16 protein-coding genes and 1 pseudogene are annotated in these 13,770 nt (G+C 60.0%); 12 read left to right on the forward strand and 5 right to left on the reverse strand.

Translation table 11 applies throughout. The features are described from left to right. Positions 1–184 precede the first annotated feature (184 nt). From AC0L3P_RS17165 to AC0L3P_RS17190, 6 genes are all read left to right on the forward strand, one after another. Positions 185–739 (forward strand): hypothetical protein, encoded by a 555-nt coding sequence (locus AC0L3P_RS17165; protein WP_473303145.1) that lies wholly within the window; start codon positions 185–187, stop codon positions 737–739. Between the two features lie 133 nt (positions 740–872). Further along, positions 873–1,076, forward strand: a complete 204-nt coding sequence (locus tag AC0L3P_RS17170) for a hypothetical protein (protein WP_473303147.1) — start codon at positions 873–875, stop codon at positions 1,074–1,076. Between the two features lie 128 nt (positions 1,077–1,204). After that, complete coding sequence (locus AC0L3P_RS17175; protein ID WP_473303149.1) at positions 1,205–1,594, forward strand: hypothetical protein; 390 nt, start codon at positions 1,205–1,207, stop codon at positions 1,592–1,594. A gap of 58 nt (positions 1,595–1,652) precedes the next feature. Then, the gene (locus tag AC0L3P_RS17180) at positions 1,653–4,085 is read left to right on the forward strand and encodes a DUF3631 domain-containing protein (protein ID WP_473303152.1); all 2,433 of its coding nucleotides are present in this window, start codon (positions 1,653–1,655) and stop codon (positions 4,083–4,085) included. 47 nt (positions 4,086–4,132) lie between these two features. Continuing rightward, the gene (locus AC0L3P_RS17185; protein WP_473303154.1) at positions 4,133–4,432 is read left to right on the forward strand and encodes a helix-turn-helix transcriptional regulator; all 300 of its coding nucleotides are present in this window, start codon (positions 4,133–4,135) and stop codon (positions 4,430–4,432) included. A gap of 18 nt (positions 4,433–4,450) precedes the next feature. Continuing rightward, positions 4,451–4,825, forward strand: coding sequence for a hypothetical protein (locus AC0L3P_RS17190; RefSeq protein ID WP_473303157.1), 375 nt, complete (start codon positions 4,451–4,453; stop codon positions 4,823–4,825). A 129-nt stretch (positions 4,826–4,954) separates the two neighbouring features. On the opposite strand, the gene AC0L3P_RS17195 is transcribed toward AC0L3P_RS17190, so the two are convergent. Next, positions 4,955–5,344, reverse strand: a complete 390-nt coding sequence (locus AC0L3P_RS17195) for an H-NS histone family protein (protein WP_473303183.1) — start codon at positions 5,342–5,344, stop codon at positions 4,955–4,957. Between the two features lie 725 nt (positions 5,345–6,069). On the opposite strand from AC0L3P_RS17195, the gene AC0L3P_RS17200 reads away from it, so the two are divergent. Continuing rightward, complete coding sequence (locus AC0L3P_RS17200; protein WP_473303160.1) at positions 6,070–6,285, forward strand: hypothetical protein; 216 nt, start codon at positions 6,070–6,072, stop codon at positions 6,283–6,285. Positions 6,286–6,439: 154 nt separating this feature from the next. On the opposite strand, the gene AC0L3P_RS17205 is transcribed toward AC0L3P_RS17200, so the two are convergent. The 3 genes and pseudogenes from AC0L3P_RS17205 to AC0L3P_RS17215 all read right to left on the reverse strand — a co-directional run bounded on the left by AC0L3P_RS17205 (position 6,440) and on the right by AC0L3P_RS17215 (position 8,240). Continuing rightward, on the reverse strand, positions 6,440–7,138 hold the full coding sequence (locus tag AC0L3P_RS17205) for an SOS response-associated peptidase (protein WP_473303186.1): 699 nt from the start codon (positions 7,136–7,138) through the stop codon (positions 6,440–6,442). A 2-nt stretch (positions 7,139–7,140) separates the two neighbouring features. Beyond that, the gene (locus AC0L3P_RS17210; RefSeq protein ID WP_473303162.1) at positions 7,141–7,794 is read right to left on the reverse strand and encodes a hypothetical protein; all 654 of its coding nucleotides are present in this window, start codon (positions 7,792–7,794) and stop codon (positions 7,141–7,143) included. Positions 7,795–7,827: 33 nt separating this feature from the next. Beyond that, positions 7,828–8,240 (reverse strand): annotated as a pseudogene (locus AC0L3P_RS17215) (hypothetical protein). 241 nt (positions 8,241–8,481) lie between these two features. Here AC0L3P_RS17215 and AC0L3P_RS17220 point away from each other — a divergent pair. Both AC0L3P_RS17220 and AC0L3P_RS17225 read left to right on the forward strand, forming a co-directional pair. Continuing rightward, on the forward strand, positions 8,482–8,637 hold the full coding sequence (locus AC0L3P_RS17220; protein ID WP_473303164.1) for a hypothetical protein: 156 nt from the start codon (positions 8,482–8,484) through the stop codon (positions 8,635–8,637). Positions 8,638–8,743: 106 nt separating this feature from the next. Next, positions 8,744–9,301 carry a hypothetical protein gene (locus tag AC0L3P_RS17225; protein WP_473303166.1) on the forward strand — a complete coding sequence of 186 codons (558 nt, stop codon included), beginning with the start codon at positions 8,744–8,746 and terminating at the stop codon, positions 9,299–9,301. Here AC0L3P_RS17225 and AC0L3P_RS17230 read toward each other — a convergent pair. Then, the gene (locus AC0L3P_RS17230; RefSeq protein WP_473303168.1) at positions 9,220–10,659 is read right to left on the reverse strand and encodes a DUF1254 domain-containing protein; all 1,440 of its coding nucleotides are present in this window, start codon (positions 10,657–10,659) and stop codon (positions 9,220–9,222) included. The genes AC0L3P_RS17225 and AC0L3P_RS17230 overlap by 82 nt on opposite strands. 260 nt (positions 10,660–10,919) lie before the next feature. Here AC0L3P_RS17230 and AC0L3P_RS17235 point away from each other — a divergent pair, with 260 nt between their 5' ends. From AC0L3P_RS17235 to AC0L3P_RS17245, 3 genes are all read left to right on the forward strand, one after another. Continuing rightward, positions 10,920–11,093: a hypothetical protein gene (locus AC0L3P_RS17235; RefSeq protein ID WP_473303170.1), complete on the forward strand. Its 174-nt coding sequence runs from the start codon at positions 10,920–10,922 to the stop codon at positions 11,091–11,093. Between the two features lie 635 nt (positions 11,094–11,728). Beyond that, the gene (locus AC0L3P_RS17240) at positions 11,729–12,331 is read left to right on the forward strand and encodes a hypothetical protein (RefSeq protein ID WP_473303172.1); all 603 of its coding nucleotides are present in this window, start codon (positions 11,729–11,731) and stop codon (positions 12,329–12,331) included. Between the two features lie 325 nt (positions 12,332–12,656). After that, positions 12,657–12,818, forward strand: a complete 162-nt coding sequence (locus AC0L3P_RS17245; protein ID WP_473303173.1) for a hypothetical protein — start codon at positions 12,657–12,659, stop codon at positions 12,816–12,818. Positions 12,819–13,770: the final 952 nt, after the last annotated feature.

Consider the following 13,770-nt stretch of genomic DNA (forward strand, 5'->3'; position numbering starts at 1 on the left):
CCGGTGCGCGTGAGTGAACTTAATCGCGAAGCATGTCTTCGGCTGGGCAGCATTGATCCATCACCAGGGGCGGAACCGCACGATTTCGGCAGAGAACAAGGAGCGGCGACGTTACAGCCCCAATATTGCCCAAACTAGGAAATGTTCTTTGATGTTTTACCGCCACACAGCGTGAGATGCTCTCATGAAAAAGCCAGCACGTACCCACGCGAAGCGTGTGCCTCGCCCACCTGGTACAACGACTAACGAAAAGCGCTCGTACAGCGCCGGAGAATACAACCACTATAAGGCCGAATGGGAACGGCATCGCAATGAACCGAATTTCGGTAAGGGCTACGAATGGCTGAACGACCCTCCCGCGCTCGAGGTCGCCGCTCAGCCTTTTCTGGTTACGCTGGACGAACTTGGAAAGCTGACGCAGGTGCCGGATTTTCACGAATTGCGTAACGGCATCACGAATAGCCGTCTGATTGATAAGAACGGGAACTGGGCGGCCACTCACGTCCTCCACGCGTGCAATCCTCGTGTGCAGGATCTTTGCGAACAGATCCTTGAGGCTATCGGGACAAAGAAGGGCAGCCGGCGCGCTGTTCTCGCGAAGATTACGGCGGAGAAGCAGATCATCGCAAACAGCTTCGATGCCGCACATGCGCGCCTCTCCCAAGTATGGCGGGCATGGAGGCAGCTGAAAGCGTGGCAATTGAAATCAAAAATGCCCAACTTGGATTCTAATTCATGAAATGGCCTATTCGAGTATCAAATCAATTTGCCATTATCTGAATTCTAGAATCCCATTCAGACCAAATATCTCCGGTGCAATAAGCCCAACTTTGTGAACATTGGGCGTCGACTCCTCAAAGACGGAGGTCGACATGTGCCGCACCCTCATCCCTAATTCGAAGCTGCCTGGGCGCTATCGCGTGAGCGATGAAACCATCCGGCGCTGGAAGGCTGATCCTCGCCTCCGTTTTCCGAAGCCGGCGGCGGTGATCAACAATCGCGCATATTTCGATGATGAGGTGTTGCAGGCTTGGGAAGAGCGCCAGCACCAGCCGCAGTTCCCGGTTGATACATGATCTGAATTGCAAGAGCCACGGGCGTCAACCGTGGCTTTTGCATTTGAGCGCCGCGTTAACTGAACCCCGCGCGGCGATCACCTCAAAATCGGGGTCTCACTAGCCGAACTGAAGCAGAGGTAATCGCCATGAAACATCACGACAGGACGCCGACGGCCGCTGACCTGGACGCCATCTACGGCTCGCGGTTTTATAGCGGGTCCGGTATCTCCGCTCGTCAGCCGATCCTGACGATCGCCAGGTTGTCCCTCCAGGAACTTCGCGGCAAGAATGGGCCGGAAATGAAGGTTGTGCTGCACTTCGAGGAGAGCACCAAGCTGGTCGCGCTCAACAAGACCAATGAGCAGGCGCTCACTAAGGTACTCGGACCGGATCCCGCGAAGTGGATCGGCGCCAGCATCAAACTTTACGCCGATCACGTGAACACCTTCGAAGGCAAGCCCAGTCTGCGTCTGGAGGTGCTGAAGGCACCGGAGCCGGGACCCAACGGCCCCGGCTCCGACATTCCGTTCGAGTAGTCCTTAATAGGAAGCCCCGATGCCAGTCGGGGCTTCCTCCCTTTTTATGCGCGTAAGCATGACAATGACGCCGACCGAGGCCCGCCTCAAGCTGCTGAAGCAAGGCTACCAGCCCATCCCGACGGCTGGCAAGGTGCCGCTTTTGTCAAATTGGACCAAGCGCGATCCGGCCTCGATGGGCGATATCGAAGTGTGGTCAGGTCTCTATCCGAACTCCAATACGGGCATTCTGTGCGCGACCGTCCCCTGCCTCGACATCGACATCGAGGATGCAGATGCGGCCAAGGCCGTCGAAGCGGTCGTCCGCGAGCGGTTCGAGGAGCGGGGCGCGATCTGCGTTCGCTTCGGTCGCTCCCCTCGCCGCGCGATCTTCTTCAAGACGGAAACGCCGTTCAAACATACCGAGCGCAAGTTTGCTGCTCCGAACGGCGACACGAAGCAGAAGGTTGAGATGCTGGCCGACGGCAGACAGGTCATCGTCCACGGCATCCATGAAGGCACTAGCAAGCCCTACTCCTGGTTCGGCGCCGCACTGTACGACACCCCGCGCAACGTTTTGCCTGCAATCGATCAGGCAGAAACGGAAGCCCTGCTGGACGAAATCGCGCACGTGCTCGTCGAGGCGCACGGCTACCGGCTGGCGACGTCCCGCAAGCCCCGCAACGGCCACGAACTCAAGCCGGCAAGCACCGATTGGGAAGTGCTGCAGCGCGACATTCTTGCCGGGCATTCTCTCCACGACAATTTGCGCGATCTCTCCTGCAAGATGATCTATACGGGCATGGAGCCTGGTGCCGTCGTGAATTTCCTGCGCGGGCTGATGGAGCAGTCCAGCGCCCCGCACGACGAACGCTGGCACGAGCGCCTCGCCGACATCCCGCGTCTCGTCGAGGGCGCAGTGAAGCTGAAGGCCGACACTATCAGGCCCGTGCGTCGCAATGCCGGCGCGCCTGCTGAAGCCGGCGCCACGCTCCTCGAGGACGTGCGTGGCTTCCTGTGCCGGTTCGTTAGCTACCCCTCCGTGCACGCGGCCATCGCGCATACCCTCTGGGTCGTACACACGCACCTGATGAGCGCATGGGAGAGCACCGCGCGGCTTGCATTCCTTTCGCCGGAACCTGGGTCGGGCAAGACTCGCGCCCTGGAGGTGACTGAGATGCTGGTGCCGAGGCCCGTGCATGCCACGAACGTTTCACCCGCCTACCTGTATCGGAAGTGCGGGGGCGAAGGTGGACCGCCGACTATCCTGTTCGACGAGATCGACGCAATCTTCGGACCGAAGGCGCGGGAGCATGAGGACGTTCGGTCGTTCCTCAACAGCGGTCACCGCCGCGGCGCCACCTTCGGTCGTTGCGTCATCTACGGCAAGCGCGTCGAGACCGAGGACGTGCAAAGCTTTGCCGCCGTCGCGCTGGCAGGGCTGGGCTGGCTGCCGGACTCGATCATGACCCGCAGCGTGGTCATCCGCATGCGGCGGCGCGCGCCCAACGAGCACGTCGAGGCTTTCCGGCACCGCACCCATGCCCCCTTTGGCAGGAATCTGTTCCTCCGGCTCGAAGACTGGGCGGCAACCAGCGCAGACCACGCCGAGGCAGCGCGGCCGGAAATGCCCTCAGGCATCGAGGACCGGACCGCAGACTTGTGGGAGCCGCTGCTGGCAGTTGCAGACCTTGCGGGTGGCGAGTGGCCTGAACTGGCGCGCAAAGCAGCCGTCGCGCTGGTTGCCGCCGCGACTACCGATACACCACCGAGCCTGAACATCCGCCTGCTGTCTGATTTGCGGACGATTTTCGCCGCAGCCGACGCGGCGATCCAGATGACCGTCCCGAAAGGGCTCCCAACCAAGGCAATTCTGGAGGCGCTGCACGCGCTTGAGGCAGCCCCGTGGAGCCACCTCAAGGAGCCCTTCAACGACCATTCCCTGGCGAGCCGGCTGCATGGCTACGGGATCAAGTCCGACAAGCTCCGGCCGCATGGGGCGAACCAGTGCAAGGGCTACCTCCTCGCCGATCTGGAAGATGCGTGGCGGCGCTATTTGCCCCCTCCCGTCTCTCTCAGCCCCCGAGAAGGCGTCACAACCGTCACAAGCGTCACAAGCGAGGCTGTTCAGGGGGGAGCCGGTGACGCTTGTGACGGTTGCAGCGTCACCGGCAAGGATCATCCGTCACATCACAATGCTCAGGCTCCAGACGCTGTGACGGATGTGACGGATGTGACGCCTTTTCCCGGCGGCACAGAGAGGCCGACGAGGCTTGCGGCGGAAGGTTCCGAGAAGGGCCTGAGCGTCCATTTCATCCGCGAGCTCGCGGAGTGGTATCTGGGCAAAGTCGAGGAAGAGCGGCTGGCGACCGGCACGGTTGGGCAGGCGGCGCTGGATGCCGAACTGCGCGCGATTCTCTCGGACCACGGTGTTTTCCCCGAGTTCATCGAGATCGAGTCCGAGCGCGTGATGCAGGTCGTTTGCGCCCCCCTGGAGTACACGGCCAAGTAATGAAGACGCGGACCAGTTCTACCGGCCCGTCGAGATGATGGAAGTACATGATGACAGCAAAAAAGGCAGCACTCGCCGAAGCCGAGACCGAAGTGGTGCACATCACCGCTGCGCGCCGCATGCTCACCGAGACACAGGTGCTCGAGATCATCCCCGTGAGCCGCACCACGCTGTATCGCATGGAGAAGGCAGGTCGCTTTCCGAAATGCACCTACATCAGCCCAAACCGGCGCGTCTGGTATGAAGACGAGATCGTGAACTGGCAGAATGCGGTTGATGAGTTTGATCCGCATCGGGCGCGGGGCAAGGGCCGGCGCGGGCGTGGAATTGTTGCCGGTGGGAGGTGATTCGAATACGCGCTGAGGATGGGGTTGACCGACCTATGGCTGCCTTTTGGCGATGACGTCTGCACATCTCACCGGAAATGCCTCAAGGATTTGGTGATCGCCGCGCTCGACCGCAAGATTTCCAGCGAGGCTGATGAGGAGGCGGCACTGTCGCATGAAGCCCGCCAGAAGGCCGAAGCTGAGCTGATGGGCGACCTGGTGGTGGTCGAAAGCGACGAAAGTGCGCTGGTGTGGCAGACGCAGGCGCAAGGTCTGCCGTGCGATCATCGCGCCGACATCTCGCCGGTCGCGCTGCTTGGTCTGAGGCTGGTCACAGCCCGGCGATCAGACGCATTGCCGGGCACCAGCCGCGAACATGGTTTCGAGGTTCGCGGTGCTGGGCGACAGCGATGAGCGAGACGCGCATCCGCTTCTCCGACCTGCGTGCCAACTCAGCAGGGGATGGATGCGCAGCGGGGACAGTCGGTGGCTGCTCCCGCGCGACCTTTAGCGCGAACCGCGCGCCTAGGTCTCGCTACTGGCTTAGTGGCGTCGGGTTCGGTCGATCAAGAAATCATCCAGCTGTCTGCCAGCTTGAATTTCCGGCCCAAGCCATCGGGGTTGCTTCCCACGGCCGGACCAAATCTGCATTGGGTTATCTGGATTTCGATACTTCGGTCGAACGGGAGGGTAGCTGCGTCGCGACCGACGAACGTCCGATATGTTGTCGGCCCCTTGAAGACGACGTAGCTGTTGCTCGAGCAAGGTTTTTTTTCCCTCTAGTTTTTGTGTGAGCTGAAAAGCCACCTTTTCATGGAGCTTCCACAGTTTATCTGTGGTCATCGATTTTAAGTCTTTACCTCTCACGATACGCCTCCGATGTTGTTTTTGGCGGGCGTCGGCGTTGGGCGGCACCAGGCGTTGGACAATCATCAGTTCAATTGGCTGGTTTCTCCGAGTGTTGAGCACCACATTTTACAGCCAAAGCGTGTGTGGTGGTCATTGTCCTCTGGGACAATGACCGGTGTGATCGCGGGGCCCATGGAGCCGCCCGCCGGCAACTGTTTGGCTCGCATCACCCCGTAGCTCGATCCTCTTTGTTGGTTCCGCGCATGACGATTTGAGCGCATCGTCGGGAACGGCGCTGCAACGCCTTGCCTCATCCCACGGCGCGCATCCACAGGTGCTCGCTCCGGCCCCCTTGGGATCAGCGACCGATAACGCGGCTTGATAAGATCAACGCTGCCGACCGCCACCAAGGATGGCGGACGGAACTTGATCCGAAACGGGCGTCCATCGTTGCGGCCATCGCGAACGGCATTTGCGTAGGTCTGGCCGCCTACCTCGCCTTCGTCGTGCTTTCCTACTTGGCGACGGCATGACGGCTACCGCCACTCCGTCTCGCGCTCGCGCCGCACCGCATCGCTCTCCGGGTTCTTCGACTTGACCCACGTCTCGACGGTTGGATCGGTCGCTCGAAGACTTGCGATAGATCAATGTCACAGAACGACTGAGCCGGAAGGTCGCCAGTCTCACGGGATCGTGAGGATTAGAATTTCGGCGTCCACCCGAATTCGTGCGGATTGACAGCCGACTGGCGCGGACGGCGGCGGCATCCGCGTCACGGTGCAATAGCCGTCGCGTTTTGGAGGCTAGCGATGTCTATGTATCGCCTGCTAAGAAATGCCCCGTTAGGAGAGACCGGCCACCTGATCGCGGCCTACGAATTGACCCTGCGCACCCTTGATGTGGTTGATCGCAACGATCCACGGACCTTGATTATCACAAAGAAGGTCTTAGAGATCGGAGAAACCGGCCTCAAAGATCCAGCCGAAATATCGAAGCGCGCAGTGGAGGCGCTCAGGTTCAATTAGGTTTCGCGCGCCATCCCGGCGCACCATCAGCCGGTAGCCATCATGCTTGATTTCGTGGACCCACACCGGGCCGGACGGTGGCCGGACCACCTTCGACGGCTGGCAAGGTTCGATGAAGCCGGAGGGACGCCGCCGCTGCAAGGGCATCAGGTTGTCATTCGAGCCCGTTGAGGAAGGGGTTGGTGAGTTGGGCTCGCGCCGCGTGATCTTCTTTGTCGGCCCCGCGCATGACGATCTTAAGCATGTCGTCGGGCAGCGGCCTTTGCAGTGCCTTAGCTTCATCCCACGGCGCGCGCATCCAAACATCCCGCTCTTCATTGGTTGTCAGGATCACCGGCATGGCCTTGGGATGGATCGGCTCGACCACCGCGTTGGGCGATGCCGTTAGGAAGCCGTACACTTGATGTGGCCCCGGCACCGGCTTCGACTTCGTGCCGCGATCCCCGTTGAACGTGGTCCAGATGCCCGCGAACGCGGTAAGCGGTCGATCATCGTTGAGTGAGAACCAGACGACATCCTTCTTCTTGGTCTCTGGGTTCGGCTCCGGCGCGTATTCGGCGAAGCTGTTGAACGGCACCAGACATCGGTTCTCCGGCTTCAGCCAACCGCGCCAATGCGGTGACGACGTGTTCCGGATGTTCGTGACCGGAGGTCCGCCTGTGCGGAGCGGCGGCGGCATGCCCCATCGCATCATCGCCAGCTCGCGCCCAGTGTCGGTGTTGCGCACCACCGGAGCCGGATAATCCGGAAACACGCCCGGCATCGGAGCGAGGTTGCCGACGTAGCGGTTGACGACACGGAACAGCGCCGCGATGGCCGCTTGGTTCGTGGTGATGCTGTAGAGGTTGCACATAGTCAAAGCGTCGATAGGGTCGTTGTTTTCGACGGGTCGAACTTCAAACTCACGAGCGGTGCGCATATGCGCTCGATGTCGCTCTGAAATTCCAGCACCAGCTTCTTGTTCCTCTCGGGCTCATCAGCCCCCGGGCCCTTCGTATTCCAAATGTCGGATCGCAGCTGCGCAACTGTGCCTTTCTCATCGGGCCGGATCGGATGATCCATAAACATCAAGACCTCGATTGCCGCCTGTATACCGCGCTGCGCCCGGAAGAGCTTCATGAAGCTGCTCTTGGTTTCGCTGCCAAACACTGCCATGAACTTCGGCTGAAGAGAAAGCACGCGCTCAAAATAGCTGACGTGGCGGTCCAACCTGTTGATCACCGCATAAAGCGATTTCCGCCGATCCTTCTCCTCCTGGTTCAATTCCTCATCTGGCATGTTTTGCCATTCGTGCTGCCCGATGAATGGACGCTGAATGTCCTCAAACACCATTTGCGCTTCATATGCGATTGACAGTGCCTCCAGTGCTATGTCGAGCTTCCGTTCTTCGATCTGCTCACGTTTCCAACGGCCAAATGTCCGAAAGCTACCAAATGCGATGCATAGAGTGATCGAGAAACCAATAATGGTCAGCAACTGGGTCCAGCCAAAGGCCCAAGGGTCATTCACGTCGTGTCCTCCGATCCGAACAGAACTTTCACTCTACCGCTCGCCCGGCCACCACGTCGATGGCGGATCGCTGGCTGAAATCTTGTTCGGACGCAGCGCGACCAGATGGCTGCGCTTGTAAGGATAGCCCCGGACTTGCGAGCAGTCCTTACACCGCATGTACCGTTCCAGTTCGTGGATCGGCGTTGCCTTCGGTCGCCGCACGATGTCGAGGGCGACGGCCTGGTTGGTGTCGCAGCCAAGACAGCGGACTTCCAGGTAGCGGTACCCGGCATTGAGTGCGTCACCGAGCGTCGGCGATGGCTGGGCAGGTCCCTTAAAGCCCAGCATGCGCGCATTCCATGCCTGACAGGCGAGCCGGTCGGCTGCCTTCCGGGCCTCTGCTGCCTGCTCCGCCGCCGCTCGAACGACGCGCCATAGATCGTCTCTCGCGATTTCGTACCCATGTGCGACAGGATCGCCGGGCCGCGCGGGACAGGCAAGCCGCTACGGGTTGCGGTGGATAGCGCGCCGGGCACAACGGGGCGGTCAATCAGCATTATGGACGGCGCGCGCCATCCGGCATCAGACCCGTAACATTGGCGGGGACAATGAATTCCCGGCGAAAACTTGGCTTCCCTGCATCCGGTTTCTTTGGCTGGAAGTTGAAGCTCGGGGTTCGCCCGAGCTTCAACCGGAGCAGCCACAATGCGAACCGCCAAGCCCTACATCGTCACCCAGAACGGCAAGCCGCTGTTCATCGTCCACGCCTATTCGCTCGAACAGGCTCGCGCGCTCGTCGCGGCAAAGGTCGCGGGCGAGACCATAGTCGTCGCCGTCACACAAGGCGGAGTGGCCCGATGATCCCCGACACCAAGAACGGCCTTCCAGCGATGGCCTGCGTCTCAGCGATGCAGAAGGCCATCAGGCGCGGGCTTGAACGCGAGGCGATGGAGTTCGCCGTCAACTCATGCACACGTCGAAAGCCTTTCACACCATGGTCTGCAATCGCCTCGAAACCATTTGCCATGAAGACCTCGACACACTGGCGGCACCGTGGGTTGTGCCGTTCGTCGCCGCCGCTGTCGCGCAGTCCAAAGAGCGCTACAGCAAGAGCGTGGGCGAAGCCCGGCTGATGATTGGCAGCGCGATCCGCATGATGGCGCGCGCGCCGAAGTCCCGCGCGGCCTGTCACTTCGGCGCGGCCATCGGCCTGCGGTCGATGCTGGAGAGCTTCGCGCCGACGATCCCCGACTGGGCAAACGATCAGCACACGCTGGCCGGTCGCAAGCTGGGCCGGGGCCTCGACCACTTTCGCAGCGAGGGTGCGAAACTGGTACCGCCGCCGGCAGAGCCGGACCTTTCGAGGACGAGGCTTATCGGTTGTGGGCGATCAAGCAGCGGGGGAATTGACGGCGCGGGCTGGTCTCGCAACCGGCGCTTCTATCAAGCCCGCTTTATACCGGGTGGCCGCCATGTCCCTTCGCCCGCCGGTAGGATCGAAGGTGGAGTAGGCTTCGGCCAGTAAAGCCGCATCACGAGATAGATCTTGTCATCTGGCGCGGGAAGCCAATTTACTTGCTTGTCCGCACCGGGGCTGTCTTTTTGGAGGTAGAGCGTCACCGAGCCGTCCGCGTCTTTCTTCATGCCTGATAGCATCGGAGAGTTGATCAAGTAGCGGTTGATCGGGTTCTTGATCAAGAACTGGCTCTTCCCGTCGTACATAGTCACCGACCAGAAAGCGTTGACTGGCGGTAGCTCGCCGGGTGCGAAGGTGAGCGTGTACTTGTACTTGCTGCCGTCAAGTTCCTCACCTGAAGCGTCTGTTCGAGTGTAGGGGTACATGGCTTCCACAGCATCGTTGCCGTAGAGACCGCCCTTTGCAGCTCCAGCTCGCATCACCCAGTCGCCTTTGAAGAACGCTTCGTCACCAAAGAACGAGCCGACCTTCCAGCCGTTTATGGTCTTGTTTCCGCTGGACAGCCACTTGTCCACCTTGTCATCAGCCTGCTTCATTCCGATGAGCATCTCGGCTTTGTGTTCGAGTGGTAGCTCCTTGAAGTCGAACGTCTTGCCGGGGCCAATGCCGATTTTGGCCAGCCTTGCACGGACGGCCTTGTCTCTGGCCGTCTCAGGAACGAACGCGAGAGCGGCATCGAGGTATTCAAAGAAATGATCCTTGATCCCGGCAGTGGTGGCGGGAAGGAAGGTGATGGTCGGCGCGGCGGGCGGAGCGGGCTGTTTGAGGAAAGCGGAGAGCGGTTGCGCCTTGTACCCCGCCTGAACTTTCTCGACATTCGGCATGTCGGCTGGATCGAAAAGCTGAGTGCGCATAGCTGTGAACACGAAGGGCGTGGTTGATCGAAAGACGCGCTTGATCCCGGTCGGAGTTTGACCTTTCCAGTCGGGACCGACGACCAGATAATCGCCGGGTTCAGTACCAGTCGCCCGCGTTCCGATGTAGCCGAAGTTGTAGGTGTTGCCGTCGATAAGCTGGACCGAATAGTACCGGCTCCGCTCCACCATCGGCACGGAGACAACCATCGGCTCAACACGCAAATCGAGCCAAATGAACGAGTAAGGCGTATCGCTATTCGGGGTGATGATGGCCGTATCCGCTGGAGTGGCGACATGGTGCATACTGTAGAGTTCGTTGAACGGAGCCTTGAATTGCCCCGAGTTCCTATCAACTGCGAACTCTTGCATGACCGCATAGTTCATAACGAGCGGCAAGCCGAAGATGAAACCTTCTTCGGCAATGTCCTTGGCCTCAAAAAGGCTGGGCCATTCCGGCTTGCCTTGGGCATTTACGTCGCTGGACACAAACGCGGTGGATGCGAGGGCGGCGATTGCAGCAGAGCGGAGCAACTCCCGTTTGGTAAGCATCAACAACTTCCTTCCATCTCTCGCCTTGTGAACGACGTTCGAACAGGCGCACAAGTACACGCGCAGGGTGCATCGCCAAAAATCCTATCTCTGCGGGAGCAGCAGCACTATGCAAAAACGGCAAAAAAAGTTCTGTGTGTGCGCCGAAGTCGCATAGGCCATGTGACGCATGTGTGACAGCTTCTCAACGCGCGCACAAAAAAAGCATCCGGAGCGACCCGGCCTGAATTGGTCAACTCAATTCGCTCGGAGGGGACCCGATGTGCGAAGAACCATTGACCGCCGCTCAGTGCGACGAGGTTGAGAAGGCGATGCGCGAAGACGCTGCCGCTTTGCCGCCAAGTTCGCCTATGAGGGAGAAACTGTTGCAGATGGCGAATGACTACCGCCTTTTGGCAGACCTCAAAAAATCAGTACCGCGACAAGTGAACTGATCAGCGCTCGCCAGCAAGGCGAACATCCATCGCAAGCCGGAGCCAAGACTAAGGCCGCTCAGTTTTCGCTTGTGCTTCCCTCTGCCCCTTGAAGCGCCGCATTTGTGTACCGGATGGCACATAATTTAAGGCGATATGATGATTTGTAAATATATTCATACGGCGCGGTCGCGCGGTCCCGGCAGCGTTCGATCTTTCTTACAGTACCTTGGCGACCGATTGCGGAGGGATCGCCCATCCGCCAGCGCTCCCGTCGCGTCGCTCGACTTCTTCCGTGGCACAGAAGAAGTTGCCGGGCACGCACTGCCAGCGCTACCGCGCCACCATCGACAGCGCTCGCGCGCATGCTACCACACCCCGCCATTTCGGCGGCCGTTTCACCATTGCCCGCCAGCATCAAGGCGCGGACAGGCCCGGCATCATCCGCACCGTCACGTCGAGCGCGTCCCTATCACCGCGACGGGATCGGGGTAGCAGCCCGCTACCCCGGTCAGCGGGGTCCCGGCGCACCGCCTCCCTATCGGGGAGCAGTTGCGGCAGACACCGGTCGCGGCATGCCCGGCTCCTTTGCAGGCTGTGGGCATGCTAACGTTAGTTGCTGTGAGGATTAACGTACCCGGCAAGGGATGGGGCGCATGAGATTATTGATCCGATGGATCGGGTACGGTTTCATCGTTGTTGGCGTTGCACTGTTCATCGCAAGTTACCTCCTAACTTATAACAGAGGAGGCATCTCCGCGATTGCTGAACGCTTCTACCACCCACTCGCGGACGCTTTCCAATTGGCAATGTGTATCGGACCCGGATTATTGCTTATTGGCGTTGCCGATTGGCTCGAAAAAAGAAGGAGACGCACAGACCGCTCCGGACATTCGCCGAGCAACGAGGAGCAAGAAGCGCCGAGCATCACATTCATGAGTGCTTTGCCAAATCCAAAAACAAATACGCCCTTGAAGATGGTCGAGCTTAGGGCACTGCTGTTCATGTATTATGAAAACGCACAAACGATAGGTGAGGTAAGTGCGAACGTCCCTGCCTTTTATAAATTTCCGCAGTCCGTCGTAGTAAGCAGAGAGCGCCAGCCGCTACTCATAGTTCGCATTGAAGAGAGTTCAGTTGGCTCCACGCTTTGTGCGATTGTGCCATCTGGCGAAATATACAACTTCGGTCGTTTTTCCCGCACTGACCAAAATACGTTTCTCACAAAGGCTGCGCAGATAGTCTCAGAAGTTATTTGATGATCGTCTGCAAGTCGGTTAGCTCCAGAATATCGCGGCGGCTGACAGGACTTGGGAAGACATCACGCCACCGTGTCATGGTCACCACGACAGGCGACGGACGGCAGGCACCGCACCGATAGAGGGCGGCAGGCGCGCGACCCTCGCGACACCGGCAGGCATCAGCACGACCCGGATGGATGATCCCCGTCGAGGCTGGCGTCCCGCTTGGCACAAACTGCACATCGCCGCGCGTTGATCTGCGTCAAGCCATGCCGAAATCGCATAGTCCCGGCCTCACTTCCGCTGATAACATCCGTGCATGGATGGGGGCAGGATTTACCGCGTGAACTATGAGGAATGTCGAGCTGAGGCCGCCAAGGCTATCAATCCGTCCAGCAAGGCGCAGTGGCTGTTGTTCGCCGAAGAATGGTTGAAGCAGGCGGAAGCAGCCGAAGCCCAACAGCGCCGCGATGCGGTAACCGCTAGAGCCGTTTCAGCAAATTAAGGCCCTTGATGTCGGGTCGAGCGCGCGACCGTCGCGACAGCGTCAAGGCCACAGGAAGGCCCCACAGCGTGCCGCCAGCGCCGAGCCCGGCCATCGCATCCAACAGGCCCGCGCCGCGTCCGTTGCGGCTCCCGCCATCGCTGCCTGCCCCAGAGGATCATCCTGCCGACCATCTTACAGAGGCACCATCGCCAAGCAGCAGATGCTGCTTTGCGGCTAAATGAGAGGCCGTCCGTTGAGGCGGCCTTTGATTTGCAGGGGGGGGGAATTGGCTCAACATGATTTCAAGCAGGAGCCTTTGCTGCGTTGCTGAGGCAATCTGATCCCGGGTGTTCTCGCGCAGGGAGATCGCGTCTTCTATGGCGCGCTGGGCGCGGTCCAAGAGTTCCTGAGTTTCGGGGCTAAACCGTTCTGACACAAGAAGCGCTCCTGCTTTGAGGCGGGAGCGCTGTGGCGTCTCTCAGTCGACCGACGCCCTGACATCGTGGCCGGTGATGGAGGGTAACTTACCACGCGCGAGGCAGGTCCTAAATTGGAGATCGCGATCCGCCGGGCCATCGAGGACCTTCGACTGGCCCTGCTGTGGGCGGCCCTAACTACCGCCCAACGAACCAGCCATGTGAAACTAGGGCCTAATAGGGCCCGGCGCGTTTCCGCCGTCGCGGGTCGCCGTCGCGACCATCCATTAAGTCCTTAATTCAACTTGGTTTTTAGGGTTTTCGCCGACCGCCAGAAAGGACTGGACGACAGGACCACACGGTTTTGCCGTACGCGCGGCCCGCCATTTCGCCGCAGTTTTCCCGACCCTGTCGACGGAGCCGGAAACTTACAGAACGAGACGAAGCCTAGCAGCGCCGCTCGTCCGCACGCGGTTGCGGGCTCACAGGGACTACCCGCCCTGCCCGCACCTCTCATGCCGACGCTGCCGCGTCCATCGCAACCCGGCTCGCAA

It is taken from the genome of Bradyrhizobium sp. WSM4874 (assembly GCF_055811835.1).